The sequence below is a fragment of the Nonomuraea sp. K271 genome (assembly GCF_009908215.1).
Taxonomy (GTDB): domain Bacteria; phylum Actinomycetota; class Actinomycetes; order Streptosporangiales; family Streptosporangiaceae; genus Nonomuraea; species Nonomuraea longispora.
The window spans coordinates 1-17,486 of the sequence record NZ_JAAAHR010000194.1 but is presented as its reverse complement, the minus strand read 5'-3'; the positions used below and the strand labels follow the sequence as shown (position 1 = coordinate 17,486).

General features: G+C 69.8%; 19 protein-coding genes and 1 pseudogene. 15 read left to right on the top strand and 5 right to left on the bottom strand.

Features of this window, described 5'->3' with window-relative positions; genetic code table 11:
- From GUY59_RS40685 to GUY59_RS40655, 8 genes and pseudogenes are all read left to right on the top strand, one after another.
- Positions 1-181: pseudogene (locus GUY59_RS40685) on the top strand (acyl-coenzyme A--6-aminopenicillanic-acid-acyltransferase form); the annotation flags it as partial.
- A complete protein-coding gene (locus tag GUY59_RS40680) occupies positions 178-1,785 on the top strand; it encodes an ABC transporter substrate-binding protein (RefSeq protein WP_138206530.1) in 1,608 nt (535 codons plus the stop codon). The pseudogene GUY59_RS40685 and the gene GUY59_RS40680, both read left to right, overlap by 4 nt.
- A gap of 4 nt (positions 1,786-1,789) precedes the next feature.
- Entirely contained in the window at positions 1,790-2,707 is a 918-nt protein-coding gene (locus GUY59_RS40675) for an ABC transporter permease (protein WP_212746311.1), read from the top strand.
- The gene (locus GUY59_RS40670) at positions 2,704-3,546 is read left to right on the top strand and encodes an ABC transporter permease (protein ID WP_138206528.1); all 843 of its coding nucleotides are present in this window, start codon (positions 2,704-2,706) and stop codon (positions 3,544-3,546) included. Before GUY59_RS40675 ends, GUY59_RS40670 begins: the two co-directional genes overlap by 4 nt.
- On the top strand, positions 3,543-4,487 hold the full coding sequence (locus GUY59_RS47980) for an ABC transporter ATP-binding protein (RefSeq protein ID WP_236667986.1): 945 nt from the start codon (positions 3,543-3,545) through the stop codon (positions 4,485-4,487). The genes GUY59_RS40670 and GUY59_RS47980 overlap by 4 nt, the downstream gene beginning before the upstream one ends.
- Positions 4,488-5,249, top strand: coding sequence for an ABC transporter ATP-binding protein (locus GUY59_RS47975; RefSeq protein ID WP_201761930.1), 762 nt, complete (start codon positions 4,488-4,490; stop codon positions 5,247-5,249).
- Between the two features lie 161 nt (positions 5,250-5,410).
- Positions 5,411-5,917, top strand: coding sequence for an HAD domain-containing protein (locus GUY59_RS40660; protein WP_161714965.1), 507 nt, complete (start codon positions 5,411-5,413; stop codon positions 5,915-5,917).
- Between the two features lie 62 nt (positions 5,918-5,979).
- On the top strand, positions 5,980-6,171 hold the full coding sequence (locus GUY59_RS40655; protein ID WP_106243857.1) for a PspC domain-containing protein: 192 nt from the start codon (positions 5,980-5,982) through the stop codon (positions 6,169-6,171).
- Positions 6,172-6,327: 156 nt separating this feature from the next.
- Here GUY59_RS40655 and GUY59_RS40650 read toward each other — a convergent pair whose 3' ends face one another.
- Both GUY59_RS40650 and GUY59_RS40645 read right to left on the bottom strand, forming a co-directional pair.
- A complete protein-coding gene (locus GUY59_RS40650) occupies positions 6,328-6,897 on the bottom strand; it encodes a hypothetical protein (protein ID WP_138206526.1) in 570 nt (189 codons plus the stop codon).
- On the bottom strand, positions 6,894-7,442 hold the full coding sequence (locus GUY59_RS40645; RefSeq protein WP_171055566.1) for an RNA polymerase sigma factor: 549 nt from the start codon (positions 7,440-7,442) through the stop codon (positions 6,894-6,896). Before GUY59_RS40645 ends, GUY59_RS40650 begins: the two co-directional genes overlap by 4 nt.
- 355 nt (positions 7,443-7,797) lie before the next feature.
- Between GUY59_RS40645 and GUY59_RS40640 the strand changes: the two genes are divergently transcribed.
- Positions 7,798-8,046 carry a GntR family transcriptional regulator gene (locus GUY59_RS40640; protein ID WP_138206524.1) on the top strand — a complete coding sequence of 83 codons (249 nt, stop codon included), beginning with the start codon at positions 7,798-7,800 and terminating at the stop codon, positions 8,044-8,046.
- A 106-nt stretch (positions 8,047-8,152) separates the two neighbouring features.
- Entirely contained in the window at positions 8,153-8,788 is a 636-nt protein-coding gene (gene lipB, locus GUY59_RS40635) for a lipoyl(octanoyl) transferase LipB (protein WP_138206522.1), read from the top strand.
- A gap of 61 nt (positions 8,789-8,849) precedes the next feature.
- Here lipB and GUY59_RS40630 read toward each other — a convergent pair whose 3' ends face one another.
- A complete protein-coding gene (locus GUY59_RS40630) occupies positions 8,850-10,382 on the bottom strand; it encodes an amino acid permease (RefSeq protein WP_138206520.1) in 1,533 nt (510 codons plus the stop codon).
- A gap of 160 nt (positions 10,383-10,542) precedes the next feature.
- Entirely contained in the window at positions 10,543-11,085 is a 543-nt protein-coding gene (locus GUY59_RS40625; RefSeq protein WP_138206518.1) for a type 1 glutamine amidotransferase domain-containing protein, read from the bottom strand.
- A gap of 234 nt (positions 11,086-11,319) precedes the next feature.
- On the opposite strand from GUY59_RS40625, the gene GUY59_RS40620 reads away from it, so the two are divergent.
- The 5 genes from GUY59_RS40620 to GUY59_RS40600 are packed head-to-tail and all read left to right on the top strand — an operon-like array spanning position 11,320 to position 17,036.
- Complete coding sequence (locus tag GUY59_RS40620) at positions 11,320-13,134, top strand: ABC transporter substrate-binding protein (protein WP_138206516.1); 1,815 nt, start codon at positions 11,320-11,322, stop codon at positions 13,132-13,134.
- Positions 13,131-14,186, top strand: a complete 1,056-nt coding sequence (locus GUY59_RS40615) for an ABC transporter permease (protein ID WP_138206514.1) — start codon at positions 13,131-13,133, stop codon at positions 14,184-14,186. The genes GUY59_RS40620 and GUY59_RS40615 overlap by 4 nt, the downstream gene beginning before the upstream one ends.
- Positions 14,183-15,064 (top strand): ABC transporter permease, encoded by an 882-nt coding sequence (locus GUY59_RS40610; RefSeq protein ID WP_132333917.1) that lies wholly within the window; start codon positions 14,183-14,185, stop codon positions 15,062-15,064. Before GUY59_RS40615 ends, GUY59_RS40610 begins: the two co-directional genes overlap by 4 nt.
- Entirely contained in the window at positions 15,061-16,035 is a 975-nt protein-coding gene (locus GUY59_RS40605) for an ABC transporter ATP-binding protein (RefSeq protein ID WP_138206512.1), read from the top strand. Before GUY59_RS40610 ends, GUY59_RS40605 begins: the two co-directional genes overlap by 4 nt.
- On the top strand, positions 16,032-17,036 hold the full coding sequence (locus GUY59_RS40600; RefSeq protein ID WP_138206510.1) for an ABC transporter ATP-binding protein: 1,005 nt from the start codon (positions 16,032-16,034) through the stop codon (positions 17,034-17,036). Before GUY59_RS40605 ends, GUY59_RS40600 begins: the two co-directional genes overlap by 4 nt.
- Before the next feature lie 3 nt (positions 17,037-17,039).
- Here GUY59_RS40600 and GUY59_RS40595 read toward each other — a convergent pair.
- A partial coding sequence (locus tag GUY59_RS40595; protein WP_161714964.1) for a LuxR C-terminal-related transcriptional regulator occupies positions 17,040-17,486 on the bottom strand: 447 nt, incomplete at its 5' end.

The window sequence follows — 17,486 nt, the reverse complement described above, 5'->3', positions numbered from 1 at the left end:
CCTCTGCACCCACCCCGACCCCGCCCAGCCCGCCGTCAAACGGTGGGCGACCCTGCTGTCGAGCTGCGTCGACCTCACCACGGGCGACTACCTGATCGCGGCGGGCACGCCCTGCGACCACGAGTACGAGCGCGTGCCCTGGAACCTCTACGACGGACCGCATGGAGAAGTGACCCCGTGAAGAAGACGCTCGCCCTGCTTGGGCTCATCGGTCTCACCGCGGCCTGCGGCGGGCCCGCAGCGACCACCAAGGCGCCGGACCCCGCCAAGCTCACCCTGGTCGACCGCACGGACAAGGCGGCAGGCCCGCTCGACTCCGCCGTCTGGCTGGTCGACGAGGAACCGGGCACCCTCGACCTCGACACCGACGGCGGCACCAACAACCGTACGATCATGGCGAACGTCTGCGAACGCCTCATGCAGACCCAGCCCGACATGACCGTCAAACCGTGGCTGGCCGAGAAGGCCGACCTGCCCGACCCCAAGACCATGGTGCTCACCCTGCGCCAGGGCGCCACGTTCCACGACGGCTCGCCGGTCACCGCCGACGACGTCGTGTGGAGCCTCAAGCGGCACGCCGGCGACGGCATGGACGAGTCCGACGAGTTCGAGGACGTCGAGTCGATCACCAAGACCGACGACCACGAGGTCACGATCGCGTTCAAGAAGCCGAACTCGTTGTTCGCGCAGGCCATCGCGGGCGGCGCGGGCATCGTGCTGAACAAGGAGGTCGTCGAGAAGCAGGGCAAGGAGTTCGGCACGCCGGGCCACGAGGACGCCTGCAGCGGGCCGTACGAGGTGGAGGAGTGGAAGTCGGGCAGCCACCTCACGATCACCCGCCACGACGCGTACTGGAAGAAGGACGTCAAGCCGCTCACCAAGAGCATCACCTTCAGATGGGCCGAGGACACGGCGCTGGTCAACAGCCTCGTCACCGGTGAGGCGCAGGGGGCCTACCTGTCCGACACGGGGCCCGCGGTCGCGCTGCAGGACAACCAGGCGGTCAGCGTCTCCTACGGGGCCACCACGCGGGTGTACGTGCTGCTGCCCACCGACCGCGGCGTGATGAAGGACCCGAAGATCCGCCGGGCGCTGTCGCTGGCCGTCGACCGCGCGGGCATCGCCAAGTCGGGCTTCTCCGGGCTGGCCAGGCCGTGGAAGGTGCCGGTCGGGGCCGGCGCCTGGTCGTACGAGAAGGAGGCGTTCCAGGCCGCCTACGACCAGCTCCAGGGCGCCCCCGAGACGCCCGACCTCGACGCGGCCAAGAAGCTCGTGCAGGAGGCGGGCTCGCCCAAGGAGCCGATCGTCGTGGCCACCAACGGCGAGCAGGCCCGTACGGTCATCGCCAACGCGGTGGTCGACGCGGCCAAGAAGATCGGGCTCAGCGCCCAGATCAAGACCGTGCCCGCGTCCGAGTTCGGCAGCTTCTACACCGACAAGTCGCTGCGCGCCCAGGTCGATCTCGTGCCCGACGACTGGTACATCACCAAGTCCGACCCGATCGGCTTCTACGACAACGGGCTGACAGGCTCGGCGAACAACTGGGTCAAGTTCAGCTCGCCCGAGTACGACGAGCTGGTGGCGAGGGCTCTGGAGACCACCGACGACGCGGCCCGCGCCAAGGACGTCATCGAGCTGCAGCGCCGCTTCACCGCCGACATGGTGTGGATCTCGCTGGTCGAGGTGCCCAACGCGGTCGTGCTCGGCGGCAAGGTCACAGGACCGCCCGCCTCGCAGGTCCACATGAGCTACCCGTGGGCGGCCGACCTCGGGGCCAAGGGCTGACGCCGTGGCGGTCCGCAAGCTGGCCGGGCTGGTCGCCACGCTGTTCGCCACCTCGTTCGTGATCTTCGGGGCGTCGTACGCGGCCCCCGGAGACCCGGTCACGTTCCTGGCGGGCGGCAAGGAGAACCTGACCCCCGAATACCTGGCCGCCATCCGTGCCCAGTACCACCTGGACGACCCGTTCCTCGTGCAGTACGCGCGCTGGCTCGGCGACGCCGTGACCGGCGACCTCGGGCGCTCGATGCAGTACAACGACCAGGTCTTCGACCTGATGATGGCGCGGCTGCCGAGCACGCTCGGGCTGGTGGCGTACGCGGCGGTGTTGTTCGTGGTGTTCGGCGTCGCCCTCGGGGCGCTGGCGGCGGTCCGCGGCGGCCGCACCGACTCCGCCGTCGTCGCCGGCACCACACTGGCCACCTCGGTGCCGTCGTTCGTCACCGCCGCCGTGCTGATCTCCCTGTTCGGCGTGCAGCTCGGCTGGTTCCCCGTCATGGGCGGCGGGTCGTTGTGGCACCTGACCCTGCCCGCCGTGACGCTCGCGCTCGGCGCGCTGGCCATCATCAGCCGGGTGACCAGGCAGGCCATGATCGAGCAGCGCGAGCTCGACCACGTGACCGTGGCCCGCGCCTCCGGCCTGGCCGAGCGGCTGATCGTCACCAGGCACGTCTTCCGAGGCGCGCTCGGCCCGATCGTCACCATGTGCGGGCTGGTCACCGCCGGCATGCTGGCGGGCACCGTGGTCGTCGAGACCGCGTTCAGCCTGAACGGGATCGGCTCGCTGCTGGTCAAGGCCATCAACACGCACGACTTCCCCGTGACCCAGGCGGTGATGTTGTTCATGGTCGTCGCGTACATCGTGGTGACCACGCTCGTCGAGCTGCTGCAGCCGCTCATCGACCCCCGGGTGAGGAGGCCGGCATGACCACCGTCGTCTCCACCCTCTCCCCCAGGCCGGCGCGGCCCCTCGGCTACTGGCTGGCCTCCGGCTTCCTCGGGCTGGTCGTCGCGGCGGCCCTGCTCGCGCCGGTCGTGGCGCCGTACGAACCGGACGCGGTCGACTTCTCCGCCACGCTCGCCCCCATGTCGCCGGGGCATCCGCTCGGCGCCGACCAGTCCGGCCGCGACCTGCTCACCAGAGTCCTGTACGGCGCCCGCACCTCGCTCGTCGGCCCGCTGCTGCTGCTCGCCATCGCCTCGGTCCTCGGCGTCGCGCTCGGCACGCTGGCCGCCTGGCACCGCGGCTGGGTGGACACCGTCGTCGCCCGGCTGACCGACGTCATGTACGCCTTCCCCGGGCTGCTGTTCGTCGTGCTGATCGTGGCCGTGTTCGGCAACGGGATGACCACGGCCATCGTCGCGCTCGGGCTGGCCTACACGCCGACGATCGCCCGCTACACCAGGAGCGTCGCGCTGGGCGAGTGCGCCAAGCCGTACATCGACGCCTACCGGGTGCAGGGCATGGGCGGGTTCACCATCTGCGTGCGGCACCTGGTGCCCAACATGGCGCGCGCGATCGTCGGCTACCTGGTCGTGCTGTTCGGGGAGGGGCTGATGAGCCTGGCCACGCTGAGCTTTCTCGGGTTCGGGGCGCAGCCGCCGTCCTCCGACTGGGGGCTGATGGTCAAGGAGGGCCAGCCGGCGATCGTGCAGGGGGCGTTCCTGCCGGTGCTGGTGCCGGGCGCGGCCATCGCGCTCGTGGTCGTGTCGTTCAACGTGATCGGCGTGCGCCTCGCCGACCGCATGGGCGTGAGGGGCGCATGATGCTGCTTTCCGTGGAAGGGCTGACGATCGAGGCGGGCGGGCGGCGGCCGATCCTCGCCGACGTCTCGCTCACCGTCGGCAGGGGCGAGATCGTCGGCCTGGTCGGCGAGTCGGGCTCCGGCAAGTCCACCCTCGCCCGCGCCGTGCTGCGCCTGCTGCCGCAGCACGCGACGGTGTCGGGGCGGGTGCTGGTCTCCGGCGACGACGTGCTCACGATGGGCCCGGACGCGCTGCGCGACCTGCGCGCCGGCCAGGTGTCGATGATCTACCAGGACCCGCGCTCGTCGCTCAACCCGGTCCGCAGGATCGGCGACTTCCTCACCGAGCGCATGGTGCTCACGCTCGGCCGGCCCAAGGCCGAGGCCCGCGCCCGGGCGCTGGAGCTGCTGGCCGCGGTCGGCCTGCGCGAACCCGAGCGGCACATGCGGCAGTACCCGCACGAGCTGTCGGGCGGCATGTTGCAGCGCGTGGTCATCGCCGCCGCGCTGGCCGCCGACCCGGCGCTGCTCCTCGCCGACGAGGCGACCAGCGCCCTCGACGTCACCACCCAGGCCGAGACGCTCGCGCTGCTGCGCCGCGTACAGGCCGAACGGGAGCTCGGCATGGTGTTCATCACCCACGACCTGCACCTGGCCGCCGCCTTCTGCGACCGCGTGAACGTGTTGTACGCGGGCACGATCGTCGAGTCGCGGCCCGCCAAGGAACTGTTCGACGACCCGCGCCATCCCTACACCGCGGGGCTGCTGGCCTGCACGCCCGAACTCGACGACCCCCGCCCGATCCGTCCCATTCCCGGCCGGCCGCCCTCGCTGGACGACACGTTCACCGGCTGCCCCTTCGCGCCCCGGTGCCCGCACGCCACCGGCGCCTGCGAGGAGTGGCGGCCGCGGCCCGTGACCGTGTCCGGCGGCTCGGCCGCCTGCCGCCTGGTGGAGGCCTGAATGCTCGCCGTACATGCTCTGTGCAAGTCGTACGACGGCGCGGTGGCCGCCGCCGACGTCTCCTTCGAGCTGGCCTCCGGCGGCTCGCTGGGCCTGGTGGGGGAGTCGGGATCGGGCAAGACCACGATCGCCCGCATGCTCGTCGGCCTCGTCACCCCCGACTCGGGCACGATCACCGTCGACGGCAGGGAACGCACCGACAGGGAACGCGGCCGGGCCGCCAGGTTGCGCAGGGCCCGCGAGATCCAGATGGTGTTCCAGGACCCGTACGTCTCCCTCGACCCCCGGCTCACCGCGGCCGAGTGCCTGCGTACCGCGCTCAGGTTGCACGGCAAGGACCGCTCACGCGCCGGCGAGCTGCTCGACCAGGTCGGGCTGGGCGCCCGCGAGGCCGGGGCGCGGCCCCACCAGCTCAGTGGCGGGCAGCGCCAGCGCCTGGCCATCGCCAGAGCCCTGGCCGTCGAGCCGTCGGTGCTGGTGCTGGACGAGGCGGTGGCCGCGCTCGACGTGTCGATCCAGGCGCAGATCCTCGAACTCCTCGCCCAGGTGCGCCGCGACTCGGGCGTCGCCCTGCTGTTCGTCAGCCACGACCTGGCCGTGGTGCGGCACCTGTGCGACGACACGCTCGTGCTGCACCGGGGGGTGGTGGTCGAGCAGGGACCGGTCGCGCGGGTGCTGGCCGAGCCCGAGCACCCCTACACCAGGCTGCTGCTCGACTCGGTGCCCCGGCCGGGCTGGGACCCGGCCAAGGTCGTGCGCTGACGGCGTCCGTACGGCTGTCCGCGGTTGAGATGCGCAACCCCCTATGCGATCGTCTCACCCATGGACCAGCTCGCGGCGCTTCTCGACGGCCCGCGTGCCCGCCGGTTCCACCGGGTTCCCGCTCCGCCCCGGCCGCCGCGCGTCGGGGGTGAAACCCCGTCGTGAAGCCGCTGCTGTTGCTCGACGTCGACGGCGTGCTCAACCCGATGGGCAGGCCGACGCGCGACTACCGGCGTTACCGGTGCACGATCGGCGGTGAGGTCTACACCGTGCACCTCAACCCCATGCACGGCCGCGGGCTGCTCGACCTGGCCATCGCCACCGGGTCGGAGCTGGTCTGGGCGACGACGTGGGAACAGCACGCCAACGACTGGATCGCGCCCAGGATCGGCCTGCCCTCGCTCCCCGTCATCCCCCTCACCACCGACCCGCCGAGCGAGCACGGCGAGATGTTCAAGACCCCGCACGTGGCCGCCTACGCGGGGCGGCGGCCGTTCGTGTGGTTCGACGACCAGGTTTGGGCAGAGGACGAGGAATATCTCAGGGTGCGTCAGGGACTGGCCGACTTCCTGCTCATCCACGTGGACCCGATGCGGGGCCTGACCAGCCGACATCTGGGTATGGCCCACGAGTGGCTCACCCTTACAGGGTTTTCTCAGGGTTCCTGACGGGAGTCCGTCGGGCCGATCGGTCGTTGTACGGGTAAGTCGTAACCACACGGAGGCACAGCATGTACCGCTCAAGAGAGCACAGGATTCTGGCCGGCGTCTGCGGCGGCCTCGCCGACAAGATGGGCCTTCCTCCCACCCTCGTCCGGATCCTCTGGCTGCTGCTCTCGCTCATCCCGGGGCCGCTCTGGGTGGTCTACGTGGCGATGTGGATCCTCGTTCCCGAGGAGCCGAAGGGTTACCGGGCGGCATAAGGCTCAGGCCGCGCCGGCCGACTGCCTCGACGGTGGGCCCCGCGCCCTCGTGGCACGCCGCACGCCCGGCTCCGAGACCTCGAAGCCGGGCGGCGGCCCTGCGGCGGCCGGACACCTCGGCCGTCCCTTTGCCGCAGTTCCCTTGACGCGTGCCCGTTACCGCGTGACGTCCCAGTCGACGAGGGTGCAGGGCTTGACCGGTCCGGTCATCACCAGTGCCTTGAACCGGGAGGTGATGACCCCGCCCTCCGCGCTCTCCTTGTTCTCGGCGAACTCCATCACCAGGGTCTGGCCCTGGCCGACGTACCGAGGGTCGATGTCCACCCCTCCGGTCCGAACGCGGGCGGCCTTGTAGCCCACGGAGTCGCGGAACTCCTCGAGGGTGCTCGGCTCCCCGCCGACCACTTCTCCGCGGCCCGGCTCGCACTGCTTGGCGATCGGCACGTAGCTGACGTCGGCCTGGACGCCGGCCTCCTTAAGGTCGCCCTCCAGCTTGTCGGCGTCCCTGAACTCGTTGATCTCGACGCTGATCGTGCCGTCGGTGTTCGTGCTCACGGCGTACGCGGGCGTCCCGGTGCCGGTCAGCAGGGGTACGGCGATGGCGGCCACGGCGGCCATTCCGGCCACTCCCAGCACGGACCGCGTGCGGGTGAGGCGACGACGCCGGTCGGCGCGGGTCGCGATCTCGGTCTTCAGATCCATCAGCAACTGCTCCTCGAAGTTCATCGTGCTCCATCCATGACGAAGGACAGGTTGCGTAGCGTCTGGCGGGCGCGATGCAGGCGTACCTTGGCGGCGCCCTGGCGGATGCCGAGGGCGTGCGCCGCCTCCGTGACCGTGAGCTGGTCGATGGCGACCAGCTCCAGCATGGCGCGCTCCCCCTCCGGCAGTTCCTCCATGGCCGCGAAGGCCTTCCTGGCGTCACGCTCCGCGTCGATGCGCTCTTCGAGCCTGGCGACGTCGTCGGCGGCCAGTTGCCGGCGGCCGTTCATCCGGTCCGATAACTGGTGTTGCCGGTAAACCCGCCGTCGCTCGGCTGAGATCGTGTTGCGGGCCACGCCGTACAACCATGCGATCTCCGTGCCCAGGTCGGCCCGGTAGGTGTGGGCCGAGTCGAGCACCGCGATGAACACCTCCGCCACCAGGTCCGCGACCGTGTGCGGGTCGTCGACGCGGCGGGCGAGAAAGCGGGTGACGGCATCGACATGTCGCCGGTAGAAGGCCTCGAAAGCCACAGGATCCGTGGCGATCTTCGGCTGTTTGCGACGCACCGGCCATGCTCCCTTCGTCGATTGACACCCCTGCTTGGTGAGAAGTGGCCGAAGGGTTACAAGGCTGGACGTTGCCGGTACGGATGGGTGTCCCGCAGGGCTGCGACCTTGGGCGCGACGACGGCGCTACCTGCCTGGCCGTTGAGGAGCTTCGTCCGAAGCACCTCAACGTTACCAACCTTTCCTGGAGGGGTTTCCCACACCAGCGAACCGGCCTCCAGCCGGTCGGTCTTGCGTACCAGGCCGGCCCTGCGGCCGTGCAGAGCTCGAGGATGCGTGCCTTGCAGCCGCAGGTGTGCCGGCCAGGGCAGGGCCTGCCTATCTCGACCCGAACCCGGCCGCCTAACGTTTGGTCGTGAAGATTGACCCGGATGGGCTGCAAGCGCCCTACCTGCAACTCGCGGACGCTCTGCGCGCCCGGATCAAGTCCGGCGAGTTCCAGCCTGGCCGGAAGGTGCCGTCCCAGACGGAACTGGAAGAGGTGACCGGTCTGTCGCGGAACACCGTGAAGAAGGCGCTCGACGTGCTCAAGGCGGAAGGTCTTCTGATCACCGCGCCGGGCCGTGGGTTGTTCCTGGCGGAGAAGCCGATCATCGAGTCCTGAGCCCCGCATGGGCCCGAGTGGTGGCCTGTGTGCTTGGATCAGGTCATGGACAGGGGCAGGGAAGGCGGTGTACTTCCCGTTCGAGACCCGGCATATCCTCGAAGTCATGAGGGCAAGGCCGCTGACGCTCATCGAGGATGAGCTCGTCGACTACGACAAGGCTATGGAGCGCATGACCGACCTGGTCGGGCAGCGCCAGCGGGACGAACGACCGGACACGCTCTGGCTGCTGAGCCACCCCTCCGTCTACACGGTCGGCCGCCGCACCCCGCTCGACCACCTGCCCGACCCGACGCGCGGCATCCCCGTGGTCGAGACCGGGCGGGGCGGGCAGCTCACCTACCACGGGCCCGGCCAGCTCGTCGGCTACCTGATCGTCGAGCTCGACGACGACCAGGGCATCGTCGACTACGTCCGCGAGGTGGAGCTGCGGCTGGTGGAGGCGCTGGGCAAGCTGGGCCTGCCGGCCGAGCGCCGCGACACGCCGCCCGGCTCAGAGCTGCTCACCGGCGTCTGGACGGCCGAGACCGGCCGCAAGGTCGTCTCCATCGGGATGCGGCAGAGCCGGGGCGTCACCAGCCACGGGTTCGCGCTCAACGTCGACGGCGACCTGTCGCCGTGGAACTGGGCGATCGCCTGCGGGATGCCCGACGTCGACATGACCTCGCTCAAGCGCGAGCTGGGCGCCGCCTCGATGGGCGACGTCCGCGCGGCCGTGGCCACCGCCTTCGAAGCCTCCTGACCGGGGCGCCTCGCGGCCGGTCAGTGCCTCGATCATCGCTCAGCCGTACCCAGGGTGACCGTCAGGGGGCGGGGACCTCGTCATCGACCGTGCGGCGGGGGCCCGTGAACCAGTGGCGGGCGGACAACACCCACCACAGCGCGATGCCGATCAGCACCACCCCCACCGCGATCGGCGCGTAGTTGACGGACGTCCAGGTGAAGTCCGGGTTGCCGGGCACGCCCTCGGGCGAGAACGGCATGATGAAGTAGATCGACACGATCACGATCTCGACGCAGGCGATCCAGCACAGGGCCTTGTACTTCCTGCCCAGCGTCCAGGGGCCGGGGGTGAAGGCGTCGCCCATGCGCAGGCGCAGCCAGATCGGGATGAGGAACGCCAGGTAGAGCCCGATGACGGCGATCGACACGACGGCGTAGAACGCGACCGGTGTGGTCAGGCCGGGAGGGGCGTAGAGGGCGGGCAGGGTGATGAGGGCGGCGGTGAGGCAGCCGCCGAGGATGGCGTTGACGGGGGTGCGGTTGCGGTCGATCCGCGACCACAGCCGCCAGCCGGGGATCGCGCCGTCACGCGCGAACGCGTACGTCATCCGCGACATCGACGTCACGCAGCTCATCCCGCAGAAGAACTGGCCGACCGTGGAGATCGCGAAGATCGCCGTGGCGAGCGGGGACGACAGTGCCGTCTCGAAGATGGCGCCGACGAAGCCGCCCTGTTCGTTGAGCGCGTCCACGTTCGTCGCGGCGAACAGGAACGACAGCAGCAGGATCCACCCGCCGATGGCCGAGTAGAAGATCGACTGCCACAGCCCGCGGGCCGCGCTCCTGGCCGCGCCCTGCGTCTCCTCCGACACGTGGGCGCAGGCGTCGAAACCGGTGATCGTGTACTGGGTGAGCAGGAAGCCGAGCGGCAGCACGTACAGCCAGAAGGGCAGTCCTTCCGAGCCGGTGCCGAAGCCGGAGTTGTCGTTCGTGCCGCCGAAGACGAAGCCGAGCGACTGGTGGTCGTCGGGCGCGAAGATCAGGATGCCGACGATGATCGCGGCGCCGGCGACGTGCCACCAGACCGAGACGTTCTGCAGCAGCGAGATCAGCCGGTGGCTGTAGATGTTGATGAGGGCGTGCAGCGCGAGGACGATCACGAACAGCAGGAACGCCTGGGGGAGTGTGCCCTCCCACGCTCCGCCGGTCAGCCGGTTGATGGTGATGTTGAGGAACGTCGCGCAGCCGTAGTCGACGGAGGCGGTGACGGCGATGAGGCCGATCAGGTTGAGCCACCCGGTGAACCAGCCGTGGATCGGCTTGCCCAGTTTGGCGGCCCACCAGTAGATGCCGCCCGCCGTCGGATACGCGGAGACCAGCTCCGACATGCAGAAGCCGATGATCAGGATGAAGGCGGAGATCAGCGGCCAGCCCCAGGAGATGGCGATGGGGCCGCCGTTGTTCCAGGCCTGTCCGAAAGTGGTGAAGCAGCCGGCGAGGATGGAGATGATCGAGAACGAGATGGCGAAGTTCGAGAATCCGCTCCAGGTGCGGGCCAGCTCCTGCTTGTAGCCGAGCTCGGCGAGTCGCCTGGAATCCTCTTCAGTGGTCACTGAGGTCTCCCTGGGGGCACGGAGGACGCTCCATTTGGTCTACGTCTAGACCATTTCTCTCCAGGGGACAAGGCGTTACGGCATGGTTTCGATCTGCTCGCTTCACGCCGGAGGGAGGGCGCCGGCTCGGCGCCCTCCCTCCGCGGCGGCTTCGCGCCTGCTACCCGAACGCGTCGGTCGCGGCCTGGCAGAAGGCCTTCAGGTCATCCGGCTTGCGGCTGGTGACCAGCGTGTTCGGCCCGTCGGCGCACACCATGACCTCCTGGTCCACCCACGTGGCACCGGCGTTGCGCAGGTCCGTCTGCAGACTCGGCCAGGACGTCAGCGTGCGGCCGCGTACGACGTCCGCCTCGGCCAGGGTCCACGGCGCGTGGCAGATCGCCGCCACCGGCTTGCCCGAGTCGAAGAACGACCGGGCGAACTGCACGGCCTGCGGCACCGTACGCAGAAGGTCGGGGTTCGCCACGCCGCCGGGAAGCAGCAGGCCGTCGAAGGAGCCCACGTCGACGTTGTCGACCGTGTCGTCCACGGCGAACGTGTCGGCCTTGTCCAGGTGGTTGAACGCCTGGATCTGGCCGGGCGCGGTGGAGATCAGCCTGGGCGTGCCGCCCGCCTGCTTGACCGCCTTCCACGGCTCGGTGAGCTCGACCTGCTCGACTCCTTCGGGAGCGACGAGGAACGCGATGGTCTTGCCCTGCATCATGCGATCTCCCCCTTGGTTTCGGCTGCTTCGCGTCCCCTATCCGAGGGGTTCGGATGTATGCGCCTTTACGCGAAGGGGGTGACAAGCCAGGTCACGGGTGTGCGGAGCCGGTTGAAAATTTACACCGTTGAATGAAACGAAGATGAAACAATTTTCCGCCATGCGTTGACACGCGGTCTTCGTATGGTGTGCCTTTCTCTACACAGGAACCCCCCGCCTGAAGGTGAGGCACATATGAGGAAATGGCTCGCACGCCTGGCTGCGCTGGGCGTCGCGCTACTAGTAGCAGGTCAGGGGACGACGACGGCCCTTGCTCAGGAACCGACGGCGGGGAAGAAGATCGTACGCGTCGGCGCCACGCAGTCCATGGACTCCATGAACCCGTTCCTGGCGGTCCGCCTGGTCTCCACGTCGATCCACCGCTGGATGTACGGCTTCCTCACGGTCCCCGACTCCAAGACGCTCGAGCCGAGCGCCGACCTGGCCGAGTCGTGGGAGGCGTCGGAGGACGGCCGTACGTGGACGTTCCAGATCCGCGAGGCCAAGTGGTCCGACGGCAAGCCGATCACGGCCGAGGACGCCGCCTGGACGTTCAACAAGATCATGACGGACGAGGCGGCAAAGACGGCCAACGGCCCGGCCGTGGAGAACTTCGAGAGCGTCACGGCCAACGGCCAGGAGCTGACGATCAAGCTCAAGGAGCCGCAGGCGTCCATGCTGGAGAACCCGGTCCCGATCGTGCCCAAGCACGCTTGGGAGTCGGTCACCGACATGGCCAACCACGACGCCGAGACGTACCCCACGGTGAGCAGCGGCCCGTACTTCGCGGTCGAGCACAAGAAGGACCAGTACGTCAAGCTGCAGGCCAACCCCAACTACTGGCGGGGCAAGGCCAAGATCGACGAGCTGCAGGTCATCTTCTACGACAACCCGCAGGCCGCGATCGCCGCGCTGCAGAAGGGCGAGATCGACCTGATCGGCCGGCTGGACCCGCCCGAGTTCAAGGCCATCCAGAACGACCCCAACATCGAGGCGTGGAACACCGACGGCCGCCGGGCGAGCTACCTGCAGATCAACCACGGCGCCACCACCACCGACGACAAGCCCCTCGGCGACGGCCACCCCGCGCTGAAGGACGTCAAGGTGCGCCAGGCGCTGCACCACGCGATCGACAAGCAGAAGCTGGTCGACGAGGTGTGGGACGGCCTGGCCAAGCCCTCGGACGGCTCGATCGTGCCGCCGATGTACCAGGACTTCTTCTGGGAGGCCACCGGCGACACCAAGGTCACCTACGACCCGGCCAGGGCCAACCAGATCCTCGACGACGCCGGCTACAAGAAGGGCCCCGACGGCGTCCGTACGATGCCCGACGGTGACCGCAAGCTGGAGTTCCGCTTCAGCATCCACACCGACACCCCGCTCGAGGACAAGCTCGCCGAATACCTGACCGGCTTCTTCAAGGAGATCGGCATCACGCTGACCACCAAGAAGCTCGACTCCAGCAAGTTCACGGAGGAGACGGGCTACACCGGCCTGTTCGACATCGCGATCAGCGGCTGGTCGGTCAACCCCGACCCCGAGGAGGTGCTGGCCACGCACCTGTGCTCGCGCCGGCCCACCAAGGACGGCGAGGGCGGCGGCACCGAGTCGTTCTACTGTGACGAGACGTTCGAGAAGCTCTACAAGGACCAGCAGAAGGAGCTCGACCGGCCCAAGCGGGCCGAGATCATCAAGCAGATGCAGGAGCGCCTCTACACCGACGCCCCCGTCATCGCGCTCTACTACACGAACGACCTCGAGGGCTACCGCAAGGACCGCATCACCAGCATCACCCCCATCCCCGAGGACAAGGGCCTGCTGTACGGCGGCAGCGGCTACTGGCCGTTCTACACCGTCGACGTCAAGGCCCCCGGGGCGAGTGGCGGGAGCGGCGACGGTGGTTCCAACACCGGCGTCATCGCCGGTATCGTCGGCGCCGTGGTCGTCATCGGCGTGGGCGCGTTCCTCCTGAGCAGGCGGCGCAAGAGCGTCGCAGACGAGCGCGAATGACAACTCCGCTCGAAGCAGCAGAGCCCGCCGCCGCGCAGGCGGCGGGCCCTGGTGACGAGCGCTCCACCCGCCGCGGCACGGTGCGCTACGCGCTGTCCAAAGCCGGTGGGGCGCTGTTCAGCATCGCCATGGTGATCGTCGGCACGTTCTTCCTGTTCCGGATGTTGCCCGGCGACCCCGTGCGCAGCCTGGCGCAGGGCCGCAACATGACCCCGGCCCAGCTCGACCTCGAACGCAGCCGGCTCGGCCTGGACAAGCCGCTGATCGAGCAGTTCTTCCAGTTCGTCGGCGACACGCTCCGCCTCGACCTCGGCATGTCGTACGAGTACAAGCGCCCCGTCCTCGACCTGATCGGCGAGCGGCTCGGCCCCACCCTGCTGCTCGCGGGAACGGGCCTGGTCATCGCGGTCAGCCTCGGCATCTGGCAGGGCACGCGGGCCGGCTGGCGCAGCGGCAGCACGTTCGACCGCTTCTCCACCGGCACGTCGCTGCTGCTGTGGTCGGTGCCGACGTTCTGGCTCGGACTGCTGCTCATGATGGTGTTCGGGGTGGGCATCGGGCCGATCCCCGGCATCTTCCCGTTCCGCGGCATCGAGAGCGTCGACGCGCCCGACGGGTTCGCGTACGTGCTGGACGTGGCCTCCCACATGGTGCTCCCGTGCCTGACGCTGGTCGCCGTGGTCTACGCCCAATACCTCCTGGTCATGCGTTCGTCGCTGCTGGAGGAGGTCAGCCAGGACTACGTGACCGTGGCCAGGGCCAAAGGGCTGCGCGACGACGACGTACGCCGCCGCCATGCGGTGCCCAATGCCCTGCTGCCCACGGTGACGCTGGTGTTCATGCGCGTCGGCTTCGTGGTCGGCGGCGCCGTCACCGTCGAGACGATCTACACCTGGCCGGGGCTCGGCCAGCTGTTCTACGAGGCGATCAGCGTGCCCGACTTCACGCTCATGCAGGGCACGTTCCTGCTGATCACGGTGGCGGTGATCGTCATGAACACGCTGGCCGACGTGGTCTACCACATGCTCGACCCGAGAGTGAGGTCGGCATGACGACTGTCGCGGCCACCCGCAGACGGCAGGCGCTGAGCCGCTTCTGGGCCGACTTCCGCACCCACCGGGCCGGCGTCGCCGGCATGGTCGTGCTGGTCGCCGCCGTGGTGCTCGCGCTGATCGCGCCGCTGTTCATCGACGAGAGCGTGACCAGCGTCGTCGACACCACCGGTGACGACTTCGACGCGCCCAGCCTGGCCTTCCCGTTCGGCACCGACGAATCCGGCCGCTCGATCCTGCTGATGGTCTGGTGGGGCTCGCGCACGTCGCTGCTCATCGGCTTTCTCGCCGCCCTGCTGAGCATCGTGATCGGCATGGTCGTCGGCATCGCCGCCGGCCACTTCCGCGGCTGGCTCGGCGCCGTGCTCATGCGCGTCACCGACTGGTTCCTCGTCCTGCCCTCGCTGGTCACCGCCCTGGTGCTGGCGGCCATCCTGGGCGGCAGCACGTTCACGATCATCATGGCCATCGGCATCACCACCTGGCCGTCGACCGCCCGGCTGATCAGGGCGCAGACGCTGGCCGTGGAGTCCAGGCCGTACATCGAGCGCTCCAAGGCGCTCGGCGCCGGCCACTGGCACATCACGACCCGCCACGTGCTGCCCAACGTGGCGCCGCTGCTGCTGGCCAGCACCACGCTGGAGGTGGCCAGCGCCATCGTGACCGAGTCGACGCTGGCCTTCCTCGGCGCCTCCGCCAACAAGACCTCGTGGGGGACCATGCTTCGCGGCTCGTACGACTTCGGCGCGGCCAACGAGGGCGCCTGGTGGTACATCCTCATCCCCGGCCTGGCCATCCTCGCCGTCGTCATGGCGTTCACCCTGGTCGGCCGGGCCCTGGAGGCCGTGCTCAACCCCCGGCTGAGGAGGGGCGCATGAGTGTGCTCGAACTCGACGACGTCTCGGTGACCTACCGCATCGCCTCTGGCGAGGTGCCGGCCGTACGCGGGGTGTCGCTGACGCTCGACTCCGGAGCGGCACTCGGAGTCGCCGGCGAGTCGGGGTCCGGCAAGTCGACGCTGGCCATGGCACTGCTGCGGCTGCTGCCGCGGGACGCGCGCGTCGAAGGCCGGATCCTGCTCGACGGCGAGGACGTGCTCACCATGAAGTGGGGCCGCATGCGGGCCGTACGGTGGGCCGAGGCCTCCATCGTGTTCCAGGGCGCGCAGCACGGGCTCAACCCGGTGCGCAAGATCGGCGACCAGATCGCCGAGCCGCTGCTGGTCCACGGCCTGGCCAGGCCCGAGGCGGCCCGCAAGCGCGTGGCCGAGCTGCTCGACCAGGTCGGACTGCCCGCCTGGCGGGCCCGCAGCTACCCGCACGAGCTGTCCGGCGGGCAGCGGCAGCGGGTGATGATCGCGATGGCCCTGGCCTGCTCGCCCCGCCTGATCATCGCCGACGAGCCGACCACCGCGCTCGACGTCATGGTGCAGGCCCAGGTGCTGACCCTGATCAAGGACCTGGTCGCGGAGCACGGCATCTCGCTGATCATGATCTCGCACGACCTGTCCGTCCTCGCCGACGTGTGCGACCGGCTCGCCGTCATGTACGCGGGCCGCATCGTCGAGCAGGGCCCGTCGGGCGAGGTCTTCCACGACGCCAGGCACCCCTACAGCAAGGCGCTGGCGGCGGCGTTCCCGACGGTGGGCGACCCGGCCGCGCGGCTCGCGCCGAGGGGCCTCGGCGGTGACCCGCCGGATCCGATGCGGCTCCCGACCGGCTGCTCGTTCCACCCACGCTGTCCGGTCGCGCTCGACGAGTGCGCCACCCTGGACGTGGAGCTGTGGTCGGCCGGCGAGCGCCGTACGGCCGCGTGCGTACACGTCAGGGCGAAGGAGGAGGCCTCATGACGGAGACGCAGGCCACGAAGGAGAAGGTCTCGACGGCGGGGGCGAGCCTGCTGGAGGCGCGCGACCTGCACGTGGAGTTCGTCGCGCGCGGGCGCCGCGCCCGCGCGGTCGACGGCGTCAACCTGTCGGTCGGCGAGGGCGAGATCGTGGCCCTCGTCGGAGAGTCGGGCTGCGGCAAGACCACGCTGGCCCGCACCCTGCTCGGCCTCGAACGGCCCACCTCGGGCGAGGTCCGCTACGGCGGCGCCGCGCTCGACTACGGCTCCAAGGCGCTCAAGGCCTACCGCAGGCAGGTGCAGCTCGTCCTCCAGGACCCGACGGGCTCGCTCAACCCCCGGCACACCGTCTACGAGGCGGTGGCGGAGGGCCCGCGCATCCACGGCCTGGCCGACGAGGAGAGCGCTGTCGCCTCCGCGCTGTCCAGAGCCGGGCTGCGGCCGCCCGAGCGGTTCTTCCTGCGCTACCCGCACGAGCTGTCCGGCGGCCAGCGGCAGCGCGTCGTCATCGCCGGCGCCCTCGCGCTCGACCCGCAGGTGCTGGTCGCCGACGAGCCGGTCGCCTCGCTGGACGCCTCCGTACGCGGCGAGATCCTCGCTCTGATGCTCAAGCTCAGGGAGGAGCTGGGCCTGTCGGCGCTGGTCGTCACCCACGACCTCGGGCTGGCCTGGAACATCGCCGACCGGGTCGCGGTCATGTACCTCGGCAGGATCGTCGAGTCGGGTCCCGTCGAGCAGGTGCTGACCGCGCCGCGCCACCCGTACACGCAGGCGCTGATGTCGGTGCTGCCGGAGTCGCCGGAGCGGGTGGTGCTGACCGGCGAGCCGCCCGACCCGACGCGGATCCCCGGCGGATGCCGCTTCCACGCCCGCTGTCAAATCCTCGCCTCCGGAAAGGCGGCCGAGGTCGGGGTCGACGGCAGGTGCCGCTCCGAGCTTCTCGACATCCTGCCGGCCGTGCCCGTTGCGCAGGCCGCCTGCCACTACGCGGACGTCGCCGGCTAGCTGTTAGCCGAGGTCGGCGTCGTGGACCAGGATGGCGGCCTGGACGCGGTTGGCCAGGCCCAGCTTGGCCAGCACGCGGCTCACGTGCGCCTTCACCGTTGCCTCCGTGAGGCGCAGCTCCCGGCCGATCTCGGCGTTGGACAGGCCGCGGGCCACTGCCCTGATCACGTCCTCCTCCCGCATGGTGAGCCCGGCGAGCTGCCCGCGCGCGGCCTCGGCCCGTGAAGGGGCACGATCCACGTACGACGCCAGCAGGCGCTTGGTCACCGACGGGGACAGCATGGCCTGGCCGTCCGCGACCGTACGCACGGCGGCGGCCAGCTCCCTCGGCGGGGTGTCCTTGAGCAGGAACCCGACCGCGCCCAGACGCAGCGCCTCGTGCACGTACTCGTCCAGGTCGAACGTGGTCAGCATGCCGAGCTTGGGCGGGTCGGGTTCCGGCTCAAGGAC

Excerpts from the sequence above, each read along its gene's own strand:
- GUY59_RS40655 (WP_106243857.1), top strand. The coding sequence starts at position 5,980 with ATGTACCGCTCAAGAGAGCACAGGATTCTGGCCGGCGTCTGCGGCGGC.
- GUY59_RS47980 (WP_236667986.1), top strand. The coding sequence starts at position 3,543 with ATGATGCTGCTTTCCGTGGAAGGGCTGACGATCGAGGCGGGCGGGCGG.
- lipB (WP_138206522.1), top strand. The coding sequence starts at position 8,153 with ATGAGGGCAAGGCCGCTGACGCTCATCGAGGATGAGCTCGTCGACTAC.
- GUY59_RS40615 (WP_138206514.1), top strand. The coding sequence starts at position 13,131 with ATGACAACTCCGCTCGAAGCAGCAGAGCCCGCCGCCGCGCAGGCGGCG.
- GUY59_RS40605 (WP_138206512.1), top strand. The coding sequence starts at position 15,061 with ATGAGTGTGCTCGAACTCGACGACGTCTCGGTGACCTACCGCATCGCC.
- GUY59_RS40600 (WP_138206510.1), top strand. The coding sequence starts at position 16,032 with ATGACGGAGACGCAGGCCACGAAGGAGAAGGTCTCGACGGCGGGGGCG.
- GUY59_RS40620 (WP_138206516.1), top strand. The coding sequence starts at position 11,320 with ATGAGGAAATGGCTCGCACGCCTGGCTGCGCTGGGCGTCGCGCTACTA.
- GUY59_RS40625 (WP_138206518.1), bottom strand. The coding sequence starts at position 11,085 with ATGATGCAGGGCAAGACCATCGCGTTCCTCGTCGCTCCCGAAGGAGTC.
- GUY59_RS40650 (WP_138206526.1), bottom strand. The coding sequence starts at position 6,897 with ATGAACTTCGAGGAGCAGTTGCTGATGGATCTGAAGACCGAGATCGCG.
- GUY59_RS40610 (WP_132333917.1), top strand. The coding sequence starts at position 14,183 with ATGACGACTGTCGCGGCCACCCGCAGACGGCAGGCGCTGAGCCGCTTC.
- GUY59_RS47975 (WP_201761930.1), top strand. The coding sequence starts at position 4,488 with ATGCTCGCCGTACATGCTCTGTGCAAGTCGTACGACGGCGCGGTGGCC.
- GUY59_RS40670 (WP_138206528.1), top strand. The coding sequence starts at position 2,704 with ATGACCACCGTCGTCTCCACCCTCTCCCCCAGGCCGGCGCGGCCCCTC.